Source organism: Nodosilinea nodulosa PCC 7104 (genome assembly GCF_000309385.1).
In the GTDB taxonomy this organism is placed as follows: Bacteria; Cyanobacteriota; Cyanobacteriia; order Phormidesmidales; family Phormidesmidaceae; genus Nodosilinea; species Nodosilinea nodulosa.
The window spans coordinates 5,826,044-5,849,287 of record NZ_JH976537.1 but is presented as its reverse complement, the minus strand read 5'-3'; the positions used below and the strand labels follow the sequence as shown (position 1 = coordinate 5,849,287).

General features: G+C 59.9%; 26 protein-coding genes and 1 tRNA gene. 10 read left to right on the top strand and 17 right to left on the bottom strand.

The genetic code is table 11. The features are described from left to right. Positions 1-39: 39 nt before the first annotated feature. Positions 40-477, top strand: a complete 438-nt coding sequence (locus tag LEPTO7104_RS35600; RefSeq protein WP_017301742.1) for an IS4 family transposase — start codon at positions 40-42, stop codon at positions 475-477. 242 nt (positions 478-719) lie between these two features. Here LEPTO7104_RS35600 and LEPTO7104_RS0127170 read toward each other — a convergent pair whose 3' ends face one another. From LEPTO7104_RS0127170 to LEPTO7104_RS0127160, 3 genes are all read right to left on the bottom strand, one after another. After that, complete coding sequence (locus tag LEPTO7104_RS0127170; RefSeq protein ID WP_017301741.1) at positions 720-1,112, bottom strand: slr1659 superfamily regulator; 393 nt, start codon at positions 1,110-1,112, stop codon at positions 720-722. 82 nt (positions 1,113-1,194) lie between these two features. After that, positions 1,195-1,809, bottom strand: a complete 615-nt coding sequence (locus tag LEPTO7104_RS0127165; protein WP_017301740.1) for a slr1658 family protein — start codon at positions 1,807-1,809, stop codon at positions 1,195-1,197. A gap of 54 nt (positions 1,810-1,863) precedes the next feature. Beyond that, a complete protein-coding gene (locus tag LEPTO7104_RS0127160) occupies positions 1,864-2,760 on the bottom strand; it encodes a diguanylate cyclase domain-containing protein (protein ID WP_017301739.1) in 897 nt (298 codons plus the stop codon). 255 nt (positions 2,761-3,015) lie between these two features. On the opposite strand from LEPTO7104_RS0127160, the gene LEPTO7104_RS0127155 reads away from it, so the two are divergent. Beyond that, a complete protein-coding gene (locus tag LEPTO7104_RS0127155; RefSeq protein ID WP_017301738.1) occupies positions 3,016-3,678 on the top strand; it encodes a TIGR04282 family arsenosugar biosynthesis glycosyltransferase in 663 nt (220 codons plus the stop codon). Between the two features lie 20 nt (positions 3,679-3,698). Here the strand turns inward: LEPTO7104_RS0127155 and LEPTO7104_RS35595 are convergent, their stop codons facing one another. After that, entirely contained in the window at positions 3,699-4,205 is a 507-nt protein-coding gene (locus LEPTO7104_RS35595; protein ID WP_196358157.1) for a rhodanese-like domain-containing protein, read from the bottom strand. 32 nt (positions 4,206-4,237) lie between these two features. Between LEPTO7104_RS35595 and LEPTO7104_RS0127145 the strand changes: the two genes are divergently transcribed. Beyond that, entirely contained in the window at positions 4,238-4,957 is a 720-nt protein-coding gene (locus tag LEPTO7104_RS0127145) for a DUF547 domain-containing protein (RefSeq protein ID WP_017301736.1), read from the top strand. 181 nt (positions 4,958-5,138) lie between these two features. On the opposite strand, the gene LEPTO7104_RS0127140 is transcribed toward LEPTO7104_RS0127145, so the two are convergent. Then, positions 5,139-5,882, bottom strand: coding sequence for a TIGR04283 family arsenosugar biosynthesis glycosyltransferase (locus LEPTO7104_RS0127140; RefSeq protein WP_017301735.1), 744 nt, complete (start codon positions 5,880-5,882; stop codon positions 5,139-5,141). Positions 5,883-6,089: 207 nt separating this feature from the next. Between LEPTO7104_RS0127140 and LEPTO7104_RS0127135 the strand changes: the two genes are divergently transcribed. Further along, positions 6,090-6,162: transfer RNA gene (locus tag LEPTO7104_RS0127135), tRNA-His, on the top strand. A gap of 257 nt (positions 6,163-6,419) precedes the next feature. On the opposite strand, the gene LEPTO7104_RS0127130 is transcribed toward LEPTO7104_RS0127135, so the two are convergent. The 5 genes from LEPTO7104_RS0127130 to LEPTO7104_RS0127110 all read right to left on the bottom strand — a co-directional run bounded on the left by LEPTO7104_RS0127130 (position 6,420) and on the right by LEPTO7104_RS0127110 (position 11,044). Continuing rightward, a complete protein-coding gene (locus LEPTO7104_RS0127130; RefSeq protein ID WP_017301734.1) occupies positions 6,420-7,415 on the bottom strand; it encodes an RpoD/SigA family RNA polymerase sigma factor in 996 nt (331 codons plus the stop codon). Between the two features lie 203 nt (positions 7,416-7,618). Continuing rightward, positions 7,619-8,128 carry a Rieske 2Fe-2S domain-containing protein gene (locus LEPTO7104_RS0127125; RefSeq protein WP_225887057.1) on the bottom strand — a complete coding sequence of 170 codons (510 nt, stop codon included), beginning with the start codon at positions 8,126-8,128 and terminating at the stop codon, positions 7,619-7,621. Between the two features lie 513 nt (positions 8,129-8,641). Beyond that, positions 8,642-10,099, bottom strand: coding sequence for an AAA family ATPase (locus tag LEPTO7104_RS37470; protein WP_051158540.1), 1,458 nt, complete (start codon positions 10,097-10,099; stop codon positions 8,642-8,644). After that, on the bottom strand, positions 10,086-10,523 hold the full coding sequence (locus LEPTO7104_RS0127115) for a VOC family protein (RefSeq protein ID WP_017301732.1): 438 nt from the start codon (positions 10,521-10,523) through the stop codon (positions 10,086-10,088). The genes LEPTO7104_RS37470 and LEPTO7104_RS0127115 overlap by 14 nt, the downstream gene beginning before the upstream one ends. Positions 10,524-10,531: 8 nt before the next feature. Then, positions 10,532-11,044: a TIGR02652 family protein gene (locus LEPTO7104_RS0127110; protein WP_017301731.1), complete on the bottom strand. Its 513-nt coding sequence runs from the start codon at positions 11,042-11,044 to the stop codon at positions 10,532-10,534. A gap of 152 nt (positions 11,045-11,196) precedes the next feature. Here LEPTO7104_RS0127110 and LEPTO7104_RS0127105 point away from each other — a divergent pair, with 152 nt between their 5' ends. From LEPTO7104_RS0127105 to LEPTO7104_RS0127085, 5 genes are all read left to right on the top strand, one after another. After that, on the top strand, positions 11,197-11,724 hold the full coding sequence (locus LEPTO7104_RS0127105; protein ID WP_017301730.1) for a gamma carbonic anhydrase family protein: 528 nt from the start codon (positions 11,197-11,199) through the stop codon (positions 11,722-11,724). 61 nt (positions 11,725-11,785) lie between these two features. Further along, positions 11,786-12,169, top strand: a complete 384-nt coding sequence (locus LEPTO7104_RS0127100; protein ID WP_017301729.1) for a hypothetical protein — start codon at positions 11,786-11,788, stop codon at positions 12,167-12,169. Between the two features lie 8 nt (positions 12,170-12,177). After that, positions 12,178-12,513: a hypothetical protein gene (locus LEPTO7104_RS0127095; RefSeq protein ID WP_017301728.1), complete on the top strand. Its 336-nt coding sequence runs from the start codon at positions 12,178-12,180 to the stop codon at positions 12,511-12,513. After that, a complete protein-coding gene (locus tag LEPTO7104_RS0127090) occupies positions 12,506-13,327 on the top strand; it encodes a tetratricopeptide repeat protein (protein WP_026073124.1) in 822 nt (273 codons plus the stop codon). The genes LEPTO7104_RS0127095 and LEPTO7104_RS0127090 overlap by 8 nt, the downstream gene beginning before the upstream one ends. Positions 13,328-13,345: 18 nt before the next feature. Beyond that, positions 13,346-14,002, top strand: a complete 657-nt coding sequence (locus tag LEPTO7104_RS0127085; RefSeq protein WP_017301726.1) for a hypothetical protein — start codon at positions 13,346-13,348, stop codon at positions 14,000-14,002. A 101-nt stretch (positions 14,003-14,103) separates the two neighbouring features. Here LEPTO7104_RS0127085 and LEPTO7104_RS0127080 read toward each other — a convergent pair whose 3' ends face one another. From LEPTO7104_RS0127080 to LEPTO7104_RS0127055, 5 genes are all read right to left on the bottom strand, one after another. Next, complete coding sequence (locus LEPTO7104_RS0127080; protein WP_017301725.1) at positions 14,104-14,631, bottom strand: hypothetical protein; 528 nt, start codon at positions 14,629-14,631, stop codon at positions 14,104-14,106. Between the two features lie 92 nt (positions 14,632-14,723). Further along, a complete protein-coding gene (locus LEPTO7104_RS35585) occupies positions 14,724-17,240 on the bottom strand; it encodes a DUF4912 domain-containing protein (protein ID WP_083887145.1) in 2,517 nt (838 codons plus the stop codon). Between the two features lie 450 nt (positions 17,241-17,690). After that, on the bottom strand, positions 17,691-18,545 hold the full coding sequence (gene ypfJ / locus LEPTO7104_RS0127070) for a KPN_02809 family neutral zinc metallopeptidase (RefSeq protein WP_017301723.1): 855 nt from the start codon (positions 18,543-18,545) through the stop codon (positions 17,691-17,693). Positions 18,546-18,992: 447 nt separating this feature from the next. Continuing rightward, positions 18,993-19,568, bottom strand: a complete 576-nt coding sequence (gene rimM, locus LEPTO7104_RS0127060) for a ribosome maturation factor RimM (protein ID WP_017301721.1) — start codon at positions 19,566-19,568, stop codon at positions 18,993-18,995. Next, complete coding sequence (locus tag LEPTO7104_RS0127055) at positions 19,568-20,869, bottom strand: valine--pyruvate transaminase (RefSeq protein ID WP_017301720.1); 1,302 nt, start codon at positions 20,867-20,869, stop codon at positions 19,568-19,570. The genes rimM and LEPTO7104_RS0127055 overlap by 1 nt, the downstream gene beginning before the upstream one ends. 159 nt (positions 20,870-21,028) lie before the next feature. On the opposite strand from LEPTO7104_RS0127055, the gene LEPTO7104_RS0127050 reads away from it, so the two are divergent. Further along, on the top strand, positions 21,029-21,799 hold the full coding sequence (locus tag LEPTO7104_RS0127050) for a ZIP family metal transporter (RefSeq protein ID WP_017301719.1): 771 nt from the start codon (positions 21,029-21,031) through the stop codon (positions 21,797-21,799). A gap of 47 nt (positions 21,800-21,846) precedes the next feature. On the opposite strand, the gene LEPTO7104_RS0127045 is transcribed toward LEPTO7104_RS0127050, so the two are convergent. Together LEPTO7104_RS0127045 and LEPTO7104_RS35580 are read right to left on the bottom strand one after the other, a co-directional pair. Next, complete coding sequence (locus LEPTO7104_RS0127045) at positions 21,847-22,524, bottom strand: transposase (protein ID WP_017301718.1); 678 nt, start codon at positions 22,522-22,524, stop codon at positions 21,847-21,849. An 89-nt stretch (positions 22,525-22,613) separates the two neighbouring features. Continuing rightward, positions 22,614-23,244: tetratricopeptide repeat protein (locus tag LEPTO7104_RS35580; protein ID WP_155523946.1), on the bottom strand; the 631-nt coding region annotated here is incomplete at its 5' end.

Here is a 23,244-nt window from a genome sequence, read left to right as displayed (position 1 = left end):
TTTGCTGGAAACTCCTAACCACGTTGCCGTTGGAGAGCTATGCTCAAGCCTGCCCAGTATGTGCGGTGGTACAGCTATCGCTGGCTGATCGAGCGGTTCCATTTCACCCTTAAAAGCGGCTGCACACTCGAAAACTTGCAACTGCAACACCGAGACCGATTGCTCAAAGCACTCGCCACCTACAGCATCGTCGCTTGGCGACTGATGTCGATGACCTATCAGGCCCGTCTGACTCCAGAGGCCTCCTGCGACGCGATCCTACAGCCCGAGGAGTGGCGGTTGTTGCGTCGTAAATTCGCCCCAAAAAGCCGTGCTAAAACACCGCCAACAATGCACCAAGCGATGCTCTGGATTGCCCAACTGGGAGGCTTTTTAGCCCGTAAGAGCGATGGTCAACCGGGTCTTAAAACGTTGTGGCGCGGCTACACCAAGCTCCATTACATGCTAGAAGGGGCTCGCCTTGTGACCAAAACCTAGTCCGCTATGGCATTGGCCGACTTTTGCGTAACGGATAGCTCCAAGGAGGGGACAGCGTTATCCCGAACTGAGGTTATTTAGGACGCTGAGAGAGGTTGAGACCGTTCAAACGTTCGACGCTGGCTCTGAAAAATGTCCTGACCTACCCGTCGGCTGCAGCAGTTGCGTTGGTTAGGACATCCAGAAACCCGATGGGCGTTTGAACGTTCGGAGGAGAGATGTCTTAACCAGACTGGCTACAGCTATATCTGGGGCTGCAGCATTTCAATATGCAGGTCGGGCATCAGCCGCTTCAGGTTTTTGAGCGATCGCGTCTGCCAGAGAATGGCCTCGGACCCGCGAAAGCTGAGGCGGGTGGTGGCGCGATCGCGCACCCTGACCACAAACATCGACAGCATGCTGATACCAGAGCTGTTGAGAAACTCCAGCTGGTGGAGGTCGACGGTGAGCTGGTCGCCGGTTGCCGCCGTCAGCAGCAGATCCATCACAGGCTGGTAGGCTTCTATGCCGTCTAGTCGGAGAAACCCCTCCATGACTACGGTAGCCACTTCTGCCTGGTAGTACACGCGATAGTCTTCGGTTTCAATCATGGCAAGGTTAGACATCATGGCATTGATTGCGATCGCTTTAGGCATTGGGTCACTGCGCTACAAAACTGGGGCTAGGGCCATTACTCCTCAGGATGGGGTTATGTCACCCTAAAATACTCTCAATTCATCAAAAAGCCGTCTTTAGGCTGAGGTAAGCCTGGACATCGACCTGGACAAACTCTGGCTGCTCGGGGCTGGGCTCAAACCCCCAGCCGAATTCAACGCCATAGTCGCACATCATCGTCAAAAAGCCCATGTGCGACTCGCCCTGGCCCGTGGCCGCTTTTTCCAGCTGTTGGGCAAACAGAATATCGCGATCGGCGGCCCCCAGCAGACCCTGCACAAACCGCTTAAACTGCTCAGCGGGCAGGGGCTCAACTAGATTGAGCGACTGAAAAACAATGTAGTCTTTGTACAGAAACAGCGAAATGCTGATCGGTTCCTGGGCGCGATCGGCGTGGTACTTGATCGCATTTTCGAGCAGCTCATTGGCAATGTAGCTGATGGCAGACTTCACCCTGTCGCGCTGCATTAACTCCTCTGCTGAGCCGCTTTTTTGGGGATTTCCAGGGAAAAAAGTGGCAAAATAGTCCCCCAAAAAATCTGCCGATAGCCCATAGTTGCGCCACCGCTGCTGCCGCGCCGAGGCCGAGGGCGAAAAACAAATGGTGAGGTATTCTCTGCTGTTGTCTAAGCAGGTGGTAAAGCGACCAAATTGGTCTGTACTAGAAGAAACAATCATAAAAAATTACCCGTGATGAGCCGCGATGAGCCACGAAAATTTGATCTAGACAGGTCAAAAATCGACTGCGAAAATCTGGTTTTTGCCCAGCCGTTTCGCCTGGTATAGCTGTTCGTCAGCCCGTTGCACCAGGTCAGCAACGCCGATTTGGGGCCGGGGAATGGTGCCAGCTACCCCAATGCTGAGGGTGACCACCGAGGCCACCGTAGAAGACTGGTGCGGAATCCGTAGCCCTAAGACTTCCCGCTGAATGCGCTGGGCTACCGTCTGGGCCTCGGCCAAGGTGGTGCGAGGCAAAACCGCCACAAACTCTTCACCGCCGTAGCGGGCAACCAAATCGTTGGGATGGTGCAGGCTGTGGCGCAGAACCGTAGCGACCTGCGCCAGGCAGGTGTCTCCGGCCAGATGGCCGTAGGTGTCGTTGTAAAGCTTAAAGGCGTCGAGGTCGCAGAGAATCACCGCCAGGGGGCTTTGCTCTCGCTCCATCGCCTCCCACTGCTGAATCAGGTACTCGTCGAAGCGGCGGCGGTTGGGAATTTGGGTTAGCCCATCGATGTCGGCCCGCACCATGGCGGCGCAAAATTTCTGGTGCCACTGGGTATCGAGGGTGTCACCGTGCTCCATGATGGTGTGCATGATGATCTCCAGATCGCTCTTCTGGCGAGAGATCAGGTCGATTAAAGTTTTGAGGGTGGCCTCGGCCCGCAGCCGCTCTACCATTTCAGCTTGCAGGCGCTGGTTGGTGTGGTGCAGGTCGGCCTCAATGAAATCGCCGTGCTCGGCGGTGGTTGCCAGGGCAATGCGCAGGTCGGCATTTTCCTGGCGCAGGCGCTGGATTTCCTGGTGCAGCCGCTGATTTTCCTGGTCTACCTGGTGCCGACTGGTGTTCTCACTGGTGCTCTTAGGGGCATCGGCAGACGCATCGGAGGGGGGGCGGGGGGGGCGAGTCATGGGGGGCCATTCTCTGGGCATGGGGGAAGGGGCTAGACGCGGCGCTTGACTACAGTCGGAGATAGTGCCAATTGCGGTTTAGGATGCCCAAAACAGGGCTTCAAGCTGCGATGGGTTTTTAGCCGGGGCCGGGGGCCGTTCGAGCTGAACCGCGCCTGGGCACAGGGGGCAATGGCCTTCTGGTTGTTTTCCGGGGGGACAACCCGGATGATAGAGACAATATCCATCCTCAACCCGGTGAGATGCAGGCCTGCCATGGACCAGTCAGAAACCAGGATTGCTGCTTGGTCAACCCCAAATTCCTTTGGCCTGCTGATGTTTACCCGCTACCCAGAGCCAGGACGAACTAAAACCCGATTGATTCCGCACCTGGGGCCAGCCGGGGCCGCGGCGGTGCAGCGGCAGATGACCGAGTACGTGCTGGCGCAGGTACTGGCCGCGGCCCAGGGGTTGCCCCTGGCCGTTGAGGTCCATTTTGCCGGCGGCAGCCGGTCGTCGATGGGCGACTGGCTGGGCGATCGCCCCAGCTACTACCCCCAGGCCGATGGCGATCTGGGCGATCGCCTGATCGCGGCCTTTGGCCGCAGTTTTGAGCGAGGCCGATGGGGGGCGATCGCCATCGGCAGCGACTGCCCCGCCCTGGAGCCTGACCATCTGGCCGCCGCCGTAGAGGCGCTGCACCGGGTCGATGTGGTGCTCGGCCCGGCCACCGACGGCGGCTACTACCTGATTGGCCTGCGGCAGTCAGAGCCAACCCTCTTTAGAGGCATCGACTGGGGCAGCGATCGGGTGCTGGCCCAAACCCTGGCGGCGGCGGCGGACCTGGGCCTGGACGTAGAGCTGCTGGCCCCTTTAACCGACATCGATCGCCCCGAAGATCTGCCCCAGTGGGAGGCTATTGTGGCCCGCCGAGGCTGAGTCCCCGGCGCCCCGGCTCGCTACTCGACGGCGGAGCCTGCCTCGTTCTGCCCCTGGGCCAGCCCTGGCCGCAGCAGCAGGCCCCAGCGAGGGCTGTAGGGATGCACCGCCGCAGCGGGCTGCCCGCCGCGAACCAGCGATCGCCCTTCGTTGGCCCACCGAAATATAGACCCAGCTAAGTTGTACACCTCGCCATACCCCGCCTGCCGCAGCTGGGCAGCCAGCCGGGCTGAGCGATAGCCCACCGCGCAGTAGGCCACAATGGGCTGGGCGGGGTCCAGGCCCAGGGCCAGCGCCGCCTCCAAGCTGGCCGCCCGCTCAGCCCCAGGCAGGTGGCTAACGCTATACTCGCACTCCCGCCGCACATCGAGCAGAATGGGTACAGGGGCTTTGCCCTCACGCAGCCAGTCGGCCAGCTGCTGGGTCGTGAGGGTGGGCACCTCCGGATAGGTCCGCCGCACCCAGTGGTCTACCACCCACCAGGCCATCGACCGCAGCAGGGTAGCGGGGGTTAGCATCGGAGACATGGGCATTGCACGCCAGGCGTAGGAGATGATCTATGCTGAATTTTACCCCCTGGAATACGCTGCTTCAGACCTATGTGGACGACCAGGGCCGGGTCGATTATGCCCGCTGGCAGCGGGAGGCCCTACCCGATCTGGAGGGCTGGCTAGCGTCTTTGCCCCGCAGCCTGGACAATCTCGCATCGGAAGAGTCCCTGGCGCTGCTGATTAATCTGTACAACGCCCTCACGATTCAGCAGGTGCTGCATCGCTACCCCATGGCCTCAATTTTGCCCAAGCTGCTGGGGCTGCCCAACTGGCTGGCGTTTTGGCGGTTTTTTAGCCGCTCTCTCTATACCCTCGACGGCAAGCCTGTCAGCCTCAACGATCTGGAGCACAGCATTCTGCGGCCCCGGTTTAAAGAACCCCGCCTTCATTTTGCCCTGGTGTGCGCCTCGGTAGGGTGCCCAATTTTGCGCAACGAAGCCTACTGGCCCGACATTGTAGAAGCCCAGCTCGAAACCGATGCCCACCGCTTTATCCACAACCCCGACAAGGTGCGCTACGACCCAAATGCCGGAGTGCTCTACTGCAGCAAGATTTTTAAGTGGTATAGCGAAGATTTTCTGCGTCTTGCCCCCTCACTGCCCGACTACATTGGCACCTATCTCAACGTCGGCCCGCCGCTTTCGCCCCTCACCGAAGTGCGCTACTTGCCCTACGACTGGGGATTAAACCAGCGGTTGACACAGCCTGGCGACGGCCCTCGCGCCTAGTACTCTGAGGCGGAAGTTTAGGGACTGTTTCTGCCAGCGAGGGAGCAGGGGAGCCAGAGAGCCAAGCCCGCCAGAACGGTGGATATATTTCAGCCTTCGGGTACTAGGGCGCCAGCCATGGTTCTGGCCATCACTCCGGAGGATCGCGCCGGATTCCTGGAGAACTCTGGGGATGGCTGGTCTACCGCACCTCCTCATAGAACCGTTTGAGCACGGTGGCGGGTACCCCCAAGCCCCAGAGCAGCCCGACCATCAGGTAGATGGCGTTGGCTTTGAGGGCACCCCAGGCGGCCACCCGTCGATCCGAGGACTGAACGACGCGGCTGAGCTGCCGAATTCGCCCCCGCCTGCACAGCTTCAGGCACAGATCGGCCTCTTCCATAATGGGCAGGGCCGAATCGAAGCCGCCGCAGGCGATAAAATCGGCGCGACGGCAGAACATCACCTGGTCGCCAAACAGCAGCCGCAGCCCGCAGGTAAAAAACAGGTGGGGCCGAAACAGCAGCGGTGCGTAGTAGGTTTTGAGCGCGTTGTGCAGCGAGATACCCCAGCGGGTGGTCCGTGGCCCAGCCATTAAGGATATAAAACCGCCACCGGCTATGGCTGGGTTGGCCAGGGTGCTTCGCACCACGCTCACCAGGTCGTCGGGTACCAGCGTATCGGCATGGAGAAAGCAGAGAATGTCGCCCTTAGCGACGCTGGCGCCCAGGTTCATCTGCACCGAGCGCCCGGGGGCTGGGGCCTGGATCAGGGTCAGGGGCAGGCGATCGGCCCAGGCGCGGGCGATCGCCAGGGTGCGATCGCCGCTGCCGCCGTCTACCAGCACAATCTCCCTCGGGGGTGGGTTGAGGCTTTGCAGCACGCCCAGGGTGCGCCCGAGGCAGTCGGCCTCGTTCCAGGTGGGGATGACAATTGAAACCGACATGGGCAGACGAATATAGACTCACAGCCGCAATACGGCACAACCTATCCCAGTGGATGAGTCAATGGTGGAAAAGCTTGGGGCGATCGCCGAGAGTATTAGCCGACATCATTGTAAACTCTGAGGCTCCGGCCGGGGGCGCGATAGAAAAGTTGAACATTCCTTGGTTGCGGGCCTGTCTTCGGTGCTATATTAAAAAACGCGATTATGGCGGGTGTAGCCAAGTGGTTAAGGCAGTGGATTGTGGTTCCACCATTCGTGGGTTCGATTCCCATCATCCGCCCTGTTTTGCATAGTGACGCATTATCTGTCATTGGGAAAGGTTGATGTCGCCAGGGGCTGGTTGGCCAGATAGGTCAACCCCTCTAGTACTCTGAGGCAGCAGCTTAGGGGCTATTTCTGTGAGCTAGGTAGCAGGGGAGCTAGGGAGCCAAGTGCGCCAAAAGGCGATATTTCAGCCTTCGAGCGCTAGCTCGCGGCCATTTGAGGGCTCCATTGATGGCTTCTTCAAATCAACCTGCTGCGAGACGGAGAGAGGGACTAGGTGACGACATAGGTTTTCAGCTCTTGATGCCGCCGCCGCAAATGGTTGAGGGCGGTATTTTGCAGTTGTCGGACCCGCTCGCGGCTAATGCCCAGGTGCCGCCCCACCTCCGCCAGGGAGAGTTCTCGCTGGTCTATCAGGCCGTAGCGCAAAATCATGACTTCCCGCTGCTGCTGGGTCAGGCTATCTAGGGAGGCTAAAACACTTTGCCTGACATTGTCTCGCAGCAGGGCTTCTTCGGGGGCAGCGGCAGTATCGGGCAGCAGATCTTGCAGCTCGGTGTCTTGGTTTTCGCCGACTTTGGTTTCTAGGGAGAGGGGTTGCTGCGCCATTTGCAGCATATTGCGCACCTGCTTGGGCTTGAGATTGAGCGCTTGGGCCACCTCTGCAGTCGTCGGTGTGCGGCCTAGGGTCTGGGAGAGTTCGCGCTGGATGCGTTTGATTTTGTTGAGTTGTTCAACACAGTGAACGGGTAGGCGAATGGTGCGGGCCTGTTCGGCGATCGCGCGGGTGATCGCCTGGCGAATCCACCAGTAGGCATAGGTCGAAAATTTGTAGCCTCGACTGGGGTCAAACTTCTCTACGGCGCGCTCTAGGCCAATACTGCCCTCTTGAATTAAATCGGCTAGGTCGAGATTGCGGCGCTGATATTTCTTCGCCACCGAAACGACCAGCCGGAGGTTGGCTTCAATCATCTGACGCTTGGCCTGCTGCCCCTGGCGTAGATCCTGCTGAAGCTCGCAAAGACTGAGGTTGACCTGGTTTGCCCACTGCTGCACCGTGGGCACTCGTTTGAGGGATTGGCTAAGGGTTGCTTTTAGATCGATTAGAGTCATCATGCGCTTTACCCGATGCCCCAGGACAATTTCATCCTCAGGCGTTAGGCGAGGAATGCGGCCAATATCCCGCAGATAGGAGGGTAAAACGCTGTTGTTAACGGCAATAGAGGGTTTGGATGGGTTTTTGGGGGAGGAAATAAGTGCGATCGCCATTGGCAACCTCCTAGATTATTTAGACTTGGGCAATTGATATAGAAAGTGGCTTTTAGAAAAGCTTTAACTGGGTTACTTGACCCGAGCGGCGGCTGTTTCAATGTCCTCTAGATGCCGCCTTAAAAATAGAGCTGAATGGGTCGGCTCACTGCGGCTCACTAACCCTGAATCTCTGGTGTCCTCAACTCCTGGGGTTGAGGTCTCTAGCGCGGGTCGATCGCGGGCGCCCGATCGACCAGGCGAATTTGATTTTGCTTGACGACTACCGTGACCAGGGGCAGCGATCGCGGTGCTGGCCCGTGCAGCACGCGCCCCTGGTTATCGTACTGGGAGCCATGACAGGGGCAGATAAACCGATTCTGTTCGGCATTCCAGGGCACCGTACAGCCCAGGTGGGTGCAAATCGGTTGCAGGGCGTAGGGGGCGATCGCAGGCCCCGCCGTAATCACCAGGTAGGTGAGATCTGTTTCGGGCAGGCCTTTGACAGGGGTAGGTATGTCTGGGGTCAGCGTGGGCAAAAAAGTATCCACGGCGATCGGTGTTTCGGCCAGGTCTAGAGCCTGCACCCCCGGCAGATAGTCGGCGCAGCGTGAGTTGGCGGGGTAGCTAGAGCACAGGTTTTCCAAATCTGTCGGCTGGCTCAGGGCGGCTTTGGGGCGCCAGCACCCAAGGGCGATCGCGCCTACGCTGCCGCCCACTAAATACCGCAACAATACTCGGCGGCGATGAGATAACAGGGCATGAGGAAAACTGCGCGCAGGCTGGTTTGCCATGATCGATACCTGGGGTTGATGATTCGACGAAAAACAATCTAACTGGGCGCCTTCAGGGCCATTCTGGCAACGCTAACCCCCGAGAATTTTGAGTCCTCATCCGTGCCACCGGGGGCGGGCCGGGTGGGTTTGGCGAATTGCCTCTAGGGCCAATTAACTCCACGACAGGATGGTTTTGTAGTGGCTCCCGAAGCCCAAAAATTAAAGGACTGCCATCGGGTGTGAGATGACCCTCAATATGGGAGAAAGGTATGTCATTCCAATGGCAATGACGTGATGCCTAGGTGTCATAGCCCTGGTCTTCTTGCCGCCATTCTTGGTGTCTGCCGAACAGCCGCGGATAAAGAGATCGGGTAAAAATTGGGAGGCGATACCTGGGCTGTGAGGCGGAAGTTTAGGGACTATTTCTGCGATGGGTTAGCTGGCCCCGTATGTAAGTAGGCCTTAACTAGGTCAACTCTTCTGTTTGGGTTTAGATTGCTTGGCCCGCGATGGCTTGGTTAGCTTCATCCCCGGATGGTGCAGGGCCAGGGCCTGGTGCAGACAATCCAGCGTGAGGGTCGGGGGATCGCTCTGCTGGGCCAGGGCGGCGGCGGTCTGAGCCAGGATGGCAATTTCGCCACCGCTCAGGGCAAGCTGCTGGGCCACGTGGGGCCAGCGGAGGGCGCGGTCTTTTTTGGTGCCCTGGGGTATGGCCCGCTTCCACAGCAGCTCGCGGGCGGCGGCATCGGGCCGGGGAAACTCCACTACCCCAGTCATCACCTGTCGCCAGGAGGGTTTGATGCTTTGCAGGTAGGGGCTGGCCAGCAGGGTCAGCCCCGGCTGGCGGCGGCGGTGGATCACCCACGACTGCACCAGGGTCGACTCTGCGGTGGGGGTGCGGCCAAACCACAGGGGCGCGTTTTTGAGCAGCAGTACGCAGGGGGGCAGGTTGGCCAGGTCTTCCAGTTCGGGAATGTTGCCGTCGTCGTCGGGGGCGATGGTGGCGATATCGACGATGACCAAAAGCAGCTCTAGCTCCGCCGCCAGTACCTTGGCCGCCAAGGTTTTGCCGGTGCCGCTGGGGCCAGCCAGCAGCACCATGGTGCCGTCGGTGGCGCGGGCAGCGGCGGCCACGGTGCGAAGCTGGGCCAACTGGGGGTCGGGCAGCACCAGGCTATTCCAGCTCTCGGCGGGAATTTCAGAGGATTCCCCTGGCTCCGCCGCCGGGGCAATGGCCCAGGCATCGAGGCTGGTGGGGTCGGGGGCTTCGGAGAGTAGGTAGGTGGCGAGATCTTCGGTGAGGCGCAGGTGGCGGCTGAGCAGGGTGGTGTCGTCGGCGTTGAGCCATTCCACCAGGCCCAGGCTGGCCAGGCGGCTGTTGGGGGCAATCAGCGGGCGCGATCGCCGCCATTCCTGATCGTTGCGGCACAGCAGGCGCAGGCACAGGTCTACGGTGGGCAGGTCCCAGTCGGCTTCGTCGTGCTGGTAGTGCAGGTAGCTGTAGAGCCGCCCAAACCGCTGGTTGACCTCGGGAGCCAGGGCCAGCAGCAGCACGTTTTTTTCAAACAGGGTGAGCTGGAGGCGATCGCGCAGCTGGGGCAGGGCCAGCACCACCCCCTGGCGCTGGCTGGCCAAAATGCGGGCCTCGAGCTGCTGGGCATAGCTGCCGCCCGTGCGCGGCACCTTGGGCGGGCGGGCCTGGTCGTAGTTGGGCTGGCCGGTCAGGCTGATGATGCCCTTCCACCAGTGGCGGGTGACCCGGTCTTCGCCGGTCAGGGCAAAGTCGTCTAGCTCTTGCAGCTCGCGCTTTTGCCGCGACACGGCCACCATCAGCAGGCGATCGAGCCAGGCTAGCTCGGTTTTCAGGTAGGCCCAGTTGTCGGTAAAGGGGGCCAGTCTTTCAGGGTTAGGGGGCTCAGGGTTGGACATCACCCAGCACTCGAATAAACTCCAAAGGCAGCCCGTCGGCATCGGCTATAAAGGCCACCTCGTAGACGCGATCGCCGATGATCTGCTGCTGCGGCTCCAGTAGAACCTTCAGGCTACCGCCAGCGCTGGCATCCTTAGCAAACCGCTGGCGCACCCCCGCTAGCCAACCGGGCAGGCTGGGGGCGACCTCGGTCAGATCAAAGGATAGATGATAGTAGCCGGTGTAGTGCTCATCGCCAAAAGCATCGGCGGCGGGGCGAGGCTCCGGCACCTGGATTAGCTCAATGCGGCCGCCTAGTCCTTCCATCCAGCAGGCCAGGGTAATGCCAGCGGTAAAGCGCTCGTGGACGGTAAACCCCAGGGCTTCGTAGAATGCGATCGCGCGGTGGATATCCTGGGTGCGAATTGACGCGTGATGGAGCATCGGGCGGGCTACTCAAACAGGCGAAAGTAAGGATAGCGCACCGGCACGCCGGGCTCTTTTTCGAGGCTGAAGTTGATCACCGCCCAGCGCGGGTCAACCTCGGCGGAGGGGCTAAACTCCACCGGCAGACCGTAGAGCTTGGGGGCCATGGTGGTTTCCATCTGGCCGCGCCAGGGGGAGTTGCGCTCCAGGTAGGCGTTGACCAGCTCCTGGTAGCGCTCGGCGATGATCACCCGCGTGGCGCGGTAGCCCTGGGTGTACAGGCGATCGAGCGCCTCGTGAATCTCAAAGCGAATGCCGTCGGGGTGGGTGTGCTGGCGATACCATTCGCCCTCCCACTGCCGCCAGTGCCGACCTGACTGCAGATGCACCAGTTCTTTGGAGTCGGGGTTGGCCTCAAAGGCGCCGTGGCGCGTACACAGGTACGTGTCTGTCAGCGTCAGGGCCGGAATGGTCTGACGGCAGTGAGGGCACTGGATCTCTGGGCCATAGATGGGGTACTGCAAGGCGTAATTGACCATTGGGCTGAAACCAGGCTTGTCCTCAGGGGGGCAGTTTGCGCTTTATCCGTAGCCGTATTATACCTTTGGGAACTCGGCTCTCTCCGTAGTCGGGGCATCCCGTTGGCGAATCCGCCAACTTTTTAGGAACTTCCTGGGAGAATTCTCTGATCATGCTCCCTTCGTTTAGCTCTCTCTGGCCTCGCCCAGACCTGTCTGGGGCCGCCTTTGTCGCCCCCGGCGCCACGGTGATGGGGCAAATTACCCTGCGCGAGGGGTGCAGCATTTGGTACGGCGCCGTGCTGCGCGGCGATGTGGAATCAATTGAGGTGGGGGCCTACAGCAACGTGCAGGATGGGGCGATTCTTCACGGCGACCCCGGCCAGCCCACGGTGATTGAAGAGTACGTCACCGTGGGCCACCGGGCCGTTATCCACAGCGCCCACATCGAGCGGGGCTGCCTGATCGGCATTGGCGCGATCGTGCTGAACGGGGTGCGGGTGGGTACGGGCAGCATTGTGGGGGCTGGAGCGGTGGTGACCAAAGATGTGCCAGCGCGATCGCTGGTGATGGGTGTACCGGGCAAAGTCGTGCGCGATGTCTCAGAACAGCAGGCGCTCGAACTGCTGGAGCACGCTCAGAAGTACCACCAGCTCGCCCTGGCCCACGCCGGACGCAGCAACGATCTGGGATTTCTCTAAAAGTTTGTTGCTATGCTAAAGACAAAAGGTCATTGGGCGTAGCCAATAGGTGGTATGCATTGTGGACGTTCTTATTGAGTCAACTAGGGGGTTCGAGAAGGATCTTGACAGATTAAGTAATGATGAAAAAACCTTAACTGTTGAAAAAATCAACGAATGTGCCAACCTCTTCCTGACTCAGAAAGCTGGCATCTACAAAAAGCTTCGTCGCCTACCTCACTTCGCAGAGCTAAACGGATATGAATCTTCCCTCTACACGCTGAAGGTTTCTCAAAAGCTAAGGATGATTTTAACAGTCGACGAAGATCCTATTTTTGAGCAAGTGATTTTTACACTTTACCGTGTAGTCAAGCATGATGACCTCAACAACGCATATCAAGGTATAGCAGAATCGCTTTATCAAGAAATTTCTCATCATAGTCAAGAAGCTGCTCAGGCTTCGTAATTGTGTTCATGGCGCAGTACCTTAATCTTTTTGATGAGTACGGAATTGTCTACCAAGCAATGAAGATTTTGCCGAATGAACAACTGAAAATAAATTTTCTCGATGCTCTGGCAGAACTTGAGGACAACGAATGCCATAGGACAAGGAGATTTCCTAAGACAAGACTACACAAAGTAAAAGGGGTTAAGCAGGCGATCTACCGGGCTGATATCGATAAGGTTTCAGGCTGGCGCATTCATATTCAGTATGTCAATGGTCAAATTCACCTCAAGGACATTATTGAAGGTCAGAAGCATGATGATGTTCTTGAAGTAATTAAGTCAAAAAAGTCGCGCTATGAGTAGGGTGTATTTGCGTCAACTGCTGTCTCTCGCTCTCTTTTGCTTGCTCAGTTTCGCGGGCTGGGGACTGCCTGCTTTGGCGCAATCTAGCCCTCCTGACCTATCTCCCCAAGCGGTGCAGAATATTTCTGATCTGCGCCAAAAAGCTTTTGCCGCTTCCCAAAAAGGCCAGTTTACCGAAGCCGAAACCTACTGGAGCCAGCTGATCGAGTACCTGCCCGAGGAAGCCGCCCTGTGGAGCAACCGGGGCAATGTGCGGGTCAGCCAAAACAAACTCGCTGAAGCACTGGAGGACTACAACCAGGCGGTGGCGCTGGCCCCGGAGCAGCCGGACCCTTACCTCAACCGAGGAGCTGCCCTAGAAGGGCTGGGGCGTTGGCAGGATGCGATCGCCGACTACACCAAGGTCCTTACCCTCAACCCCAACGATGCCGCCGCCTACAACAATCGCGGCAACGCCAAAGCTGGCCAGGGCGAATGGGATGCCGCGCTGGCCGATTATCAAACCGCCGCAGACCTCGACCCCAAATTTGCCTTTGCCCGCGTCAACGCCGCCCTGGCCGAGTACCAGCTGGGCCATGCCGACGAGGCCATTCGCCAGTTTCGCAGCCTTACCCGCCGCTACCCCAGCTTTGCCGATGCCCGCGCCGCCCTCACCGCCGCCCTCTGGAGCCAGGGCCAAAGTGGGGAGGCCGAGAGCAACTGGGTCGCCGTCATGGGTCTCGATCGCCGCTACAAAGACCTGGAATGGCTGAGCACCGTGCGCCGCTGGCCCCCCGCTATGGTGGCGGCCCTGGAGAAGTTTTTAAACCTATAGGGGTACCGTTAGGGGACTATGGCCAAAGTTGTCGCCATTACACAAGCGTTTAAAACCCTGGCCGAGGTGGAAACCCGCCTGGGCTTAAGCCGAAGTGAAAGGACTGAATTTTTCCCCGAGTGGCGCTCTCCCCTGCCCAGCCTTAGTGCAGCGGAGAACGATCGACTGGACGTGATCCGGCAGCGACTGCTATATCACCGAGCCGACGGGGATTTGTTGGAGGGTTCTGTGATGCTGCTGGTGGCATCCCCGCTGCTAGAGCTGGCCGGATTCTATGACCCGCCCTTTAAACTCAAGGCCGAAGCTGCGGTAGAAGTCGTTGTAGACGACGGCGAAGAGGTGCTGCGGGGCCGCATTGACGCGCTAATTCTGCAGCAAAACTTTTGGGTACTGGTGCTGGAAGCCAAGAAAACCACAATTTCCACCCGATCCGCTCTGCCCCAGGCCCTGGCCTACATGATGGCCAATACCCAGCCAGAGCAACCCACTTTTGGCCTGTTGACCAACGGCGACGATGTCCTGTTTGTAAAGCTGATCTGCCAGCCAGCTAAGCAATACAGCCTATCGCGGGTATTTTCGCTCTACACCCTATCCGAAGAGTTGCAGACGGTTTTGCAGATTCTGAAACGCATTGGCGGTGCGATCGCGCCGCCAACCCCTGGCGGAGCCGACTAATTGGCCCATCCATCCATCGACGGCTGGCCTCACCAGGCTTGCAAAAAAAACGCCGCCAGACGGCAGCGCTGTGGAGGGGGCGTAATTTGTCTGTAGCCAGCCTACTGGGGCGGGTTCAAAAAGCGACCGGCGAACGTCATTACGGTGCCCAGATCTGTCGTGCTGGGCGATTCGGTGTTGAGAAAAGCGCCGAGCAGGGGGTTGCCGCCGCCGGGTGCGCCGGGCTTGGTGGCGCCCATACCCAGCAGCCCCAGGGCGACGGGCAGCAGCTTGGGCAGCATGGTCTGGATCATGCCAGCGTTGAGGCCGCTCTTTTGGGCCACCGCCTGAATCAGCTGCTGCTGCATCTGGGGCGAAATGGCGGTGGTTAGAGCGGTGACACCGCCTGCTCCGGCCAGCTTACTCAGCATGCCTTCGAGCTGGCCTGGCCCGATGGCTGAGGCCTGCTGCTTGAGAGCGGGCTGAAGCGATTCACCCAGGGCATTGAGCAGTGAGCCGACCTGATCGCCGTTGAGGCCCTGGCTAGCGGCCAGATCTTGAACTGAACTCAGCACCGAGCTGAGTTGATCAATGCTGCCCTGCTGGTTGGGGTTATTGATCGAGCTGAGAACGTCGAAAAAGAGAGACATGGCAAGTCCTTTGGGTAGGTTAAATTGGCCAATGCACGGGCGCTGGCCCCAGGCGATCGCCTGGTCGCAGCCGGGGCTAAGGGGATGAAGCTCTAGGTCGCAGGCAGGCGCACGTGGAGCGATCGCACCAGCTGCAGCCACTGGCCGCTGTCGGTGAGGTAGCCCAGTTCGGCTACGTAGTCGCGATCGGGCACCGGAATGGGGACGTGGCGATCGGTGTCGCCCGGTTGCAGAATGTACTCCTGGGTGGCGTTGGCGGCCTGGTGGTCAAGCTCCAGATTGGTGGCGTCGTGAATGCGCAAAGCCAAGACTCGGCCCCCCTCCTGCCGCAGGGCTTCCTGATGGACTGGAGCAGCTTCCCAGTAGGCGTAGGCGGCATCCGCTGAGCGGGGCACCAGAATAATTTTGCTCTCAGCCCCCATGTCGCTGCGCATTCCCACCCCCGCCGGGAGCGTCTGCGCGATATCGGCCTGCTCAGCGGGATGGCTCCAGAGGGTTTGGGTGGCAGCACCCAGGCCTGCCATGGCGGCGGCTCCCGCAGCGGCGGCTGCTCCTGCCGCAGAGTCATTATCGGCCCTGGCCGGGCCGGTTTCAGCCAGGCCGGGGGTCGCAGGCCCTGAACCGCCCAAAGAATTGACTGAGGCAGCTCCGCCAACTATGTCGGTGGGGGACGCGGCGGCGGCAGCGCAGGCGGGCACCCGCACCGATTTAGATTTGGCCAAGGCCTGCCACTGGTAGTTGCCGTCCACGTAGCCAATTTCGACCAGGTAGTCGCGATCGTCGACGGCAATGGGCAAATGCAGGTCGCCTGGGGTTTCGAGGGGGGCGTTGAACTCCTGAAGGCTGTTGAGCCCGTTGCCGTTGCCGGGCAGTTCGGTAACGTCGTACAGCCGCGCCTTGAGCGCCCGCGCGCCGGTTTTGAGATCCGCAACGGTGGTGGGCGGCAGTTCCCAGTAGGCGTAGGCGGATTTGCAATCGCGCGGTGTGAGAATGGCTCGCGCCGGGGAAGCTGTTTCGGCTGGCCGCGCCACGGCTGCCGCCCCTAGCCCAGCGGCTCCCAAGCCAGCGGCGGCGGCGGCGGCAGCACCAATGCCCGGCGCCGCTGGGGTAACGGTGCTGGGGCAGGCCGGAACGCGCACGTGGGCCGATCGCGCCAGGGCGTGCCAGGCATCGTCGCTGCCCACGTAGCCCAGTTCGACCAGGTAGTCGCGGTTATCGACTCCGATGGGCAGGTGCAGGTCGCCCACGGCCGCCGTGTCGCAGTCAAACTGATGGGTGCTGTGGGGCGCCAGGCGATCGACATCGGCAATGTCGGTGACATCGTGGAGCTTGAGCGCCAGGGTGCAGTTTTGGTCGCGCAGGGCCTCCACCTCAGCCGCTGGCAGTTCCCAATAGGCGTAGGCATCGCGGCAGTTGCGTGGGGTGAGAATGATGCGGCGATCGCGGGCGGCAGCCAGGGGAGCAGCCACCGGAGCCCGGTCCTTGAGCAGCCACCAGAGCAGGCCGCCCAGCAGGGGCAGGGCCAGCAGCCAGGGCCACCAGGCTACTCTCTGCGGCGGCACTGGGGCCGGGGCAACCGGCTCGGTTTGCTCCAGGGTGCTGCTCGGGGTAGCTCCGGCGGTGGGGGCAGGGCTGGTCTCTGGCTCGGCCCCAGAAGTGGCCCCAGAAGTGGTTTCAGGGGTGGCTGCCGGGGCAGCGGTCGCGGCCGATCGAGCGGCTTCAATTAGCCCCTCATTGTCGGGGTTGACGGCGAAGCCCAAAAAGGCCAGCGCTGCCGGTTTAGCCGTTTTGGTGTTGTAGACGTAGGCGAGCGGCTGGGAGAAGGGATAGCGCGTATCGTCGGGCAGCGTATCGTGCATGGGCACGATTTTGACCGCTGGGTTGTTGAGGGCCTGCTCGGCCACCCCATAGCTGATGCCGTTTTCACCGAGGGCGTTGGCGATCGCTTCGACGCTGGCCTGGGGCAGCGTTACCGCCCCGGGGGCCGCCTCAAAGGGGGCATTTTCGAAGGCCGGGTAGCTGCGAAAGGCCTGGCGGGTGTCGCTTTCGGCGGGCTGATCGACCAGCACAATGGGCGCATCCGGGCCGCCTACCGCCGACCAGTTGGTAATTTCGCCGCGAAAGATCTGGGCAAACTGCTCTGCGGTGAGGCTGCCCGTAAAGGGATTGGTGGGGCCGATCAGGATGGCGATTTTGTGGCGCGATACGGGCACTTCGCGCAGCCCGGCGCTGGTCTCGTCGTCGGTGAGGCTGCGGCCAATGGCGGCCAGGTCGGTGTCGCCATTGATTAAGGCCTGCACGGCCTGGTCGGCGCTTTCGTAGTCCACCTTGACTTCGGCGTTGCTGTAGAGGTTGGAAAACCGCGATCGCAGGGCCCCATTCACCAGGCGCATTGCCTCCGAACTGCCGATGTTGAGCTTGCTGCCCGGCTCCAGGGAGGTGGGTATCTCAACACCTTCTAGGGGGTTGGGGGTCTGAGCCCACAGGGAGCCGTTGCGCTCGAAGACAAGGGTGGTGGCTACCAGCAGCGGGGCGGCGACCATCCAAACCAGCGATCGCCTCCAGGGAGTAAGAGCGCTTGGGGCATCAGCGCCGTGGCGTTTGAACATAAGCAGTCACCAGAATATCGACGTCAAAAGCAGCTGCAAAACGGTAAACAGTCAAAAATTAAAACCTGCGGCAGGCTGGCGCAGACCAGTTTAAGGCTGAATTAAATTGATTTAAAAATTCCTCAAATCAAAGTAAAATTATGTCAAAACCGTGCTGTTATAGCCAAAGTCATGTTGGTTAGGACATCCAGAAACCCTATGAACGTTCAAACGTTTGAACGTTCGTAGGAAACCTGTCTTAACCAGACTGGCCACAGCTATATGGGCAAAAAAGCGCCTAGATCGGCAAGCTGATGGGCCACTGACCTAGGGTTCAATGGCTTGGATATTAAACTTCAACTGATCTACCAGACAGCTGCGCAATGCTATACAAAACAGAGCCAAAACAGAATGACTTTTGCACCAGGAGCTTAGATCACAAACATAAGAAAGTCATAAAAGTTGTGCCCCCTACAGCTGCGCCACATCAAAAGTGTTGCACTGGTTGATATCGCCCGACTCAAAGCCGCGGGAAAACCATTTAGCCCGCTGCTGCGACGACCCGTGGGTAAACGAGTCGGGGGTGACGTAGCCCTGGGATTCCATTTGCAGGCGATCGTCGCCGATCTGGCTGGCGGCGTTGAGGGCTTCTTCAACGTCGCCTTTTTCTAGGATCTGGCGCGACTGCTGGGCCTGGTGAGCCCACACCCCGGCAAAGCAGTCGGCCTGTAGCTCTAGCCGCACCGACAGTTCATTGGCCTGGGTGCGGCTGACCTGCTGCTGCGCCCGCTGCACCTGGCTGGATATTCCCAGCAGGTTTTGCACGTGGTGGCCAACTTCGTGGGCGATCACGTAGGCCTGGGCAAAGTCGCCCGGTGCCCCGAGCTGAGCCGATAGATCGCGAAAAAAGCTGGTGTCGAGGTAAACCTTTTGATCCGCCGGGCAGTAAAACGGCCCCATGGCCGCTTGCCCCAGACCGCAGGCCGATCGGGTGGCCCCGGTGTACAGAACCAGGCTAGGTTCCTGATAGTTGCTCCCAAACTCAGAGCGAAAAATGCTGTTCCAGGTGTCTTCGGTTTCGCCCAGCACCGCCGAGACAAACTCCGCCGAGCGATCGTTTTCTGCCTGGGAGATCTGGGGCGCGCTGCTGGCGGGGCCAGGACCTGGTCCCTGCTCGAACACCACGGAGGGATCGCCCCCCAAAAAGGTCACCACCAGCGCCAGCAGCAGCGTTCCTATGCCTCCCGTGGCCGCCACCCCACCGGGCACGCCTGCGCCCCGGCGATCTTCGATATTGACGCTACGCCGACTCGACTGCCACTTCATGGGTTCACCTCGTTTCGCTTGGCCCCGGCGGTGCTGCCTTGGGCGACTAGACTACCAATGCCGACTTAAAAATCAAAAGGTCAAGTCAAGAGATTTCCTGTGCTGTTATTTTGCTGCTTCAGGGCAGCCGTTTTGGCAGGAACTTTGGCCGTCCAAATTAGGGGGGCTGACGCTCCTCTTTTTGGCGAACCGGATTTGGACTTAGAATAGCTTCCCAGGTTGAGCCTGGAAAAGCAGGACAGGGGATATCGGATGATGACATGTCTTTTGCCTCCAGGCAAACCCTCCAGGGTGACCTCTTGCCCGTCAATCTGCTGCCCGTCAATCTACTGCCCGTCAATCCCCATAAGCAAACCCCGGCCCTCTAGGAGAGCCGGGGCGTATTGGTCGTTCCATTTATGGTCGTTGGGTCAACAATAGGATTTAAAGATAAGAAAGTCATAAAGCCTAGGGATCTAAAAGTCCTGCCGGAGGAGCAATTTCGAGATAACCCTGGGCTAAATTTACCACGGGTACAATGGCTGTTACAAAGGGAATGAGTACGGTGCGGGGCTTGGACTTGGGCGAATTCTCTGCGTCTGGAGAATAGTAAGTAACTTCTAAGAGGTCGTTACCGGCGGCAAAAATATCGGTTACCGTGCCAATTTCGGCTCCGGTGGCCTGCACAACTACCCGCAAGCCTACCAGATCGGCGACGTAGAACTCGTCGGGGTCGAGGCGGGGGCGATCGCCCGCTGGCACCATCAGCACCGCATCCCGCAGGGCTTCGGCTTCCTCGCGGCTGTCGACTCCGGCCAATTGCACCACGTACAGGCCCTTGCCGTCGACATGCCTGCCCCGCACCAGCTGCACCACCTCGGGGGTGAGGCTGCGGGGGCGCTTCAGCCAGCGATCGCCCGGTTCTAGAAACCGCTCGGGAAAGTCGCTGCTGGGGTACACTCGCACCTCGCCCTTGATGCCCTGGGGGGCGACAATGCGGCCAATTTCAACCCAGTCTGCGGTGGTGGTCGGAACGGTGGCCATCAGGCGGGCACCGCCACGGCGGCGGTTTGGTAAACCTCGGCGACCAGCGCCCCCAGGCGGGTGGCCGCTTCGGCGAGGTCTGCGGGGCTGGCGGTTAGGCTCAGGCGCAAGCACTGGCGGGTGTGGGGCCAGGGCTCTCCCTGCTCCGGGCGCAGGCCGGGGAAGAAGGGGTTGCCGGGCACGACAATCACGCCGCGCTGCTTGAGCTGCTGGTATAGCTCCTGGTCGGTGATGGGCAGCTGATCAAACCACAACCAAGCGAAAATTGCCCCTTCGCCCCGGTGCAGGTACCAGGGCAGGGCGGAGGGCAGGGCGCGATCGAGGGCCGCCTCCAGCACCGCAAACTTGTCCTGGTAGTAGGGGCGAATCACCTGCTCCGACAGGCGGGCCAGCTCGCCGGAGGCGATCGCTCGGGCCGCGATCGCCTGGCCGTAGCGGGACGAGTGAATGCAGAAGTTGGTCTGAAAACATTCCAGCACCTGGATGATCGCCGGATCGCCGATCGCAATGCCCAGCCGCTCTCCCGGCAGGCCCGCCTTAGAGAGGCTCATGCAGTGGAGAATATTGTCTCCAAACACCGGCTCCATGGCGGTGAAGTTGAGGGCCGGGTAGGGCGGCGCGTAGGCGGAATCGACCAGCACGGGGACGTTGTGGGCGGCGGCTAGGCTGGCGATGTGCTCCACATCCTCGCTGCTCAGCACGTTGCCGGAGGGGTTGCAGGGCCGCGAAAACAGCACAAACCCGGTGTCTGCGGTAATCTCCAGCTGGCTGAAGTCGGGCCGATAGCGGAAGCGGTGGGCGGCCTCATCCACCACCAGGGTGGGGCGGTAGGCCCGCACCGCCTCGGGCACCAGAGAAATACCGCCGTAGCCGGTGTAGTCGGGGCTGAGGGGCAGCACGATGTCTTTCATGCGGCCAGTGGCGTGGTAGCCGCCCAGGGCATTGGCTGCCAAAAAATACAGGGCCTGGCTGCCGGGGGTGATCAGAATGTGGCGATCGCTCAGTACCAGCCCGTAACGCTGGTTAAAGTCGGCTTTAATGGCCTCCACCAGTGGCTCATAGCCCTGGCTGGTGCCATAGCGGCAGACCACATTGCCGTACTCGGGGCTGGCCAGCAGCTCCTGGGTGCAGTCGCGCCAGAGCTGCTCAATTTCGGGCAAAATCACCGGGTTGCCCGCGCTGAGGTTAATAAATTGCTGTCCCTGACCAGCGCGCAGTGTTTCGACAATGTCTTTCATAATGGCGCGCACACCAGTGAGGTGAGACATTTGCTCGCCAAATTGGGTCAGTTCAGGGGTCATGGCTGTGGGGGGAGTGGGTGGACAGGGGGAGTAGGTGAGTGGGTGGGTGGCGGGTGGGTGGATTTTGAGGTGTCAGACTAGTATAGTAGCCTCGCCAGAGTCCACTCTGAAGTCTGCCCTCTGCGATCGCGCCCCATCTCCCCACCCCTTTCTCCCCCTATGAATCCATTAGCCGCTGGGTTTCTGGCAAGCCTGGTTGCTGGCCTGGCCACAAGCATTGGTGCCCTACCGGTGCTGCTGCCCTTTACCCCCTCAGAGCGTACCCAGGGCGTTTTGCTGGGCATTGGCGGCGGCATGATGCTGGCGGCCACCTCGTTTTCGCTGATTTTGCCCGGCACCGATGCGGCGATCGCCCTGGGCTACCCTGGCCCCGTGGCGGCGCTGGTGATGGTCTCTGGCGTGCTGCTGGGCGGCGCGTTTTTGTGGGTGGCCAACAACCTCTTTCCCCACGAGCATTTCTTTAAGGGACGGGAGGGGCCTGAAGCCCAAAACATGAGGCGGATCTGGCTGTTTGTGATCGCGATCGCCCTGCACAATTTTCCTGAGGGGTTAGCGGTCGGCGTCGGTTTTGGCGGCGCTCAGGTGGGGGCCGTGGCGCTGGCCGCTGGCATTGGGCTACAGAATATTCCCGAGGGGCTGGTGGTCGCGATCGCCCTGCGTGAGATCGGCTACAGCCCCCGCTACGCCTTTGCGGTTTCGTCCCTTACCGGGCTGATCGAACCCGTCGGCGGGCTGATGGGGGCAGCGGTTGTCACCTTTGCCCAGACCGGCCTGCCCTGGGCCATGGGCTTTGCCGCCGGGGCGATGCTGTTTGTGATCGTCGATGAAATTATCCCTGAGATTGACCAAAAGGCCTTTGGCCAGCGCGGCACCGTCGGCATCCTGGGCGGCTTTGTCACCATGATGTTTTTAGATATTGCGCTGGGCTAGGCGATCGCTCCTGCCAGGTTGTCGCATTTTGCGCTTTGGCTGCATCTTTAGCAGGTTTCGTCGGATGAAATATTGGCGGAACTTAATGAATCTTGGTACCAGGTAGCTGGGTTGTTTTGAATATAGTGCTGAATGCGCTCTAGGGATGCCTCGCTGCGGATGATGTGCTCGTAGTAGTTCCGCTGCCAAACTGGGGTGCCAGGCGCGTTTCGATAGAGATTGATGCGTTTTGTCGCCGCAGCCTTAAAGCCTGCTACGAAAGACGATATAGATTGGGCGCGGCGTTGAAGCGGTTGGGGCGCACTGCGGTGCGCCCGTACGGGGATATCGCCTTCTGCCGGAAGATCTCCGTAGAGGATTTCGGTGAGCGGTTGGGGCGGTTGGGGCGGTTGGGGCGCACTGCGGTGCGCCCGTACGGGGATATCGCCTTCTGCCAGAGCGTTCGATTTATTGGATGGGCGAACGATTACCACGCCGTGAAGGTGGTTGGGCATGACAACCCATTCTCCCAGAGCAAAATTTGGGCGTATCTCTGGGGTCTTTAGCCACTCTTCTGCAACGATTTGGCCCAGCGCATTGAGCTGCATGGTGCCTTCTACAACAGTGCCGAACAGGTGCTGGCGCTGATGGCAGCACAGGGTGATGAAGTAGAGCCCCTCTGAGGCATAGTCGTAGCCAGTGAGGCGAATTGAGCGGCGGTGATGCTTGTTGGGGTCATAGGGCATGGCGGCAAGGCACGCTGAGGATAGTTCAGAGTGCCCTGATGGGTGTAGAAGGCTGCGGGGCCAGAGGCAAAGAAACCCGGTTTCTGGCTCTACGAAGTAGGGGATTGCTCTTGAAGCTGGCGCAACAGGTCTTGGGTGAGGGGGTGGTCGGAGAGAATGTGGGTTTGGCCTGTGGCGATAACGGTGGTAATAAAGTTGCCTAAGCAGTTGCCAGCTTCATTGGTATAAGGATGTTCAGCGCCGACGGAGTTAACAAGGATGCTGAGCGTTTGCAAAAACATAGCCTCTACGCCGACAAAGTTGCCCTGGGCTACCCGCAAGGAAGCTAGATTCCCTAAACTAATACCCACATCAGGATGGGTTTCTCCCAGGGTGTTAGCGTTAGTCAACAACGCCTGAACCGCCAGAGGTTCTGCCTCCACATAGCGCTCTTGCATCTGATATAGACACGCGAGATTGTTGAGGCTGGCGGCAACATTGGGATGGTCGTCGCCAAAGAGCCGTTTGCGCAGCGTCAGGGCCTGTTGGAAGAGCTGTTCCGCCTTGCCATAACGCCCTTGCGACTGATATAGATATGCGAGATTGTTCATACTGGTAGCCACATCTGGATGAGCCTCGCCAAGCAGGGTAAGCGCAAGAAAAATAGGTCTGTGACATGCTAGGGGCATGCTATCACTGCGACCCTTAGCGAGTCGGGAGTGCGTCATACTTTGAGCGGAG

What these genes read in the sequence shown, in the direction of transcription:
- LEPTO7104_RS35600 (WP_017301742.1), top strand. Translation starts at nt 40, where the DNA reads ATGCTCAAGCCTGCCCAGTATGTGCGGTGGTACAGCTATCGCTGGCTG.
- LEPTO7104_RS0127170 (WP_017301741.1), bottom strand. Translation starts at nt 1,112, where the DNA reads ATGCCTAAAGCGATCGCAATCAATGCCATGATGTCTAACCTTGCCATG.
- LEPTO7104_RS0127165 (WP_017301740.1), bottom strand. Translation starts at nt 1,809, where the DNA reads ATGATTGTTTCTTCTAGTACAGACCAATTTGGTCGCTTTACCACCTGC.
- LEPTO7104_RS0127160 (WP_017301739.1), bottom strand. Translation starts at nt 2,760, where the DNA reads ATGACTCGCCCCCCCCGCCCCCCCTCCGATGCGTCTGCCGATGCCCCT.
- LEPTO7104_RS0127155 (WP_017301738.1), top strand. Translation starts at nt 3,016, where the DNA reads ATGGACCAGTCAGAAACCAGGATTGCTGCTTGGTCAACCCCAAATTCC.
- LEPTO7104_RS35595 (WP_196358157.1), bottom strand. Translation starts at nt 4,205, where the DNA reads ATGTCTCCGATGCTAACCCCCGCTACCCTGCTGCGGTCGATGGCCTGG.
- LEPTO7104_RS0127145 (WP_017301736.1), top strand. Translation starts at nt 4,238, where the DNA reads ATGCTGAATTTTACCCCCTGGAATACGCTGCTTCAGACCTATGTGGAC.
- LEPTO7104_RS0127140 (WP_017301735.1), bottom strand. Translation starts at nt 5,882, where the DNA reads ATGTCGGTTTCAATTGTCATCCCCACCTGGAACGAGGCCGACTGCCTC.
- LEPTO7104_RS0127130 (WP_017301734.1), bottom strand. Translation starts at nt 7,415, where the DNA reads ATGGCGATCGCACTTATTTCCTCCCCCAAAAACCCATCCAAACCCTCT.
- LEPTO7104_RS37470 (WP_051158540.1), bottom strand. Translation starts at nt 10,099, where the DNA reads ATGTCCAACCCTGAGCCCCCTAACCCTGAAAGACTGGCCCCCTTTACC.
- LEPTO7104_RS0127115 (WP_017301732.1), bottom strand. Translation starts at nt 10,523, where the DNA reads ATGCTCCATCACGCGTCAATTCGCACCCAGGATATCCACCGCGCGATC.
- LEPTO7104_RS0127110 (WP_017301731.1), bottom strand. Translation starts at nt 11,044, where the DNA reads ATGGTCAATTACGCCTTGCAGTACCCCATCTATGGCCCAGAGATCCAG.
- LEPTO7104_RS0127105 (WP_017301730.1), top strand. Translation starts at nt 11,197, where the DNA reads ATGCTCCCTTCGTTTAGCTCTCTCTGGCCTCGCCCAGACCTGTCTGGG.
- LEPTO7104_RS0127095 (WP_017301728.1), top strand. Translation starts at nt 12,178, where the DNA reads ATGGCGCAGTACCTTAATCTTTTTGATGAGTACGGAATTGTCTACCAA.
- LEPTO7104_RS0127090 (WP_026073124.1), top strand. Translation starts at nt 12,506, where the DNA reads ATGAGTAGGGTGTATTTGCGTCAACTGCTGTCTCTCGCTCTCTTTTGC.
- LEPTO7104_RS0127085 (WP_017301726.1), top strand. Translation starts at nt 13,346, where the DNA reads ATGGCCAAAGTTGTCGCCATTACACAAGCGTTTAAAACCCTGGCCGAG.
- LEPTO7104_RS0127080 (WP_017301725.1), bottom strand. Translation starts at nt 14,631, where the DNA reads ATGTCTCTCTTTTTCGACGTTCTCAGCTCGATCAATAACCCCAACCAG.
- LEPTO7104_RS35585 (WP_083887145.1), bottom strand. Translation starts at nt 17,240, where the DNA reads ATGTTCAAACGCCACGGCGCTGATGCCCCAAGCGCTCTTACTCCCTGG.
- ypfJ (WP_017301723.1), bottom strand. Translation starts at nt 18,545, where the DNA reads ATGAAGTGGCAGTCGAGTCGGCGTAGCGTCAATATCGAAGATCGCCGG.
- rimM (WP_017301721.1), bottom strand. Translation starts at nt 19,568, where the DNA reads ATGGCCACCGTTCCGACCACCACCGCAGACTGGGTTGAAATTGGCCGC.
- LEPTO7104_RS0127055 (WP_017301720.1), bottom strand. Translation starts at nt 20,869, where the DNA reads ATGACCCCTGAACTGACCCAATTTGGCGAGCAAATGTCTCACCTCACT.
- LEPTO7104_RS0127050 (WP_017301719.1), top strand. Translation starts at nt 21,029, where the DNA reads ATGAATCCATTAGCCGCTGGGTTTCTGGCAAGCCTGGTTGCTGGCCTG.
- LEPTO7104_RS0127045 (WP_017301718.1), bottom strand. Translation starts at nt 22,524, where the DNA reads ATGCCCTATGACCCCAACAAGCATCACCGCCGCTCAATTCGCCTCACT.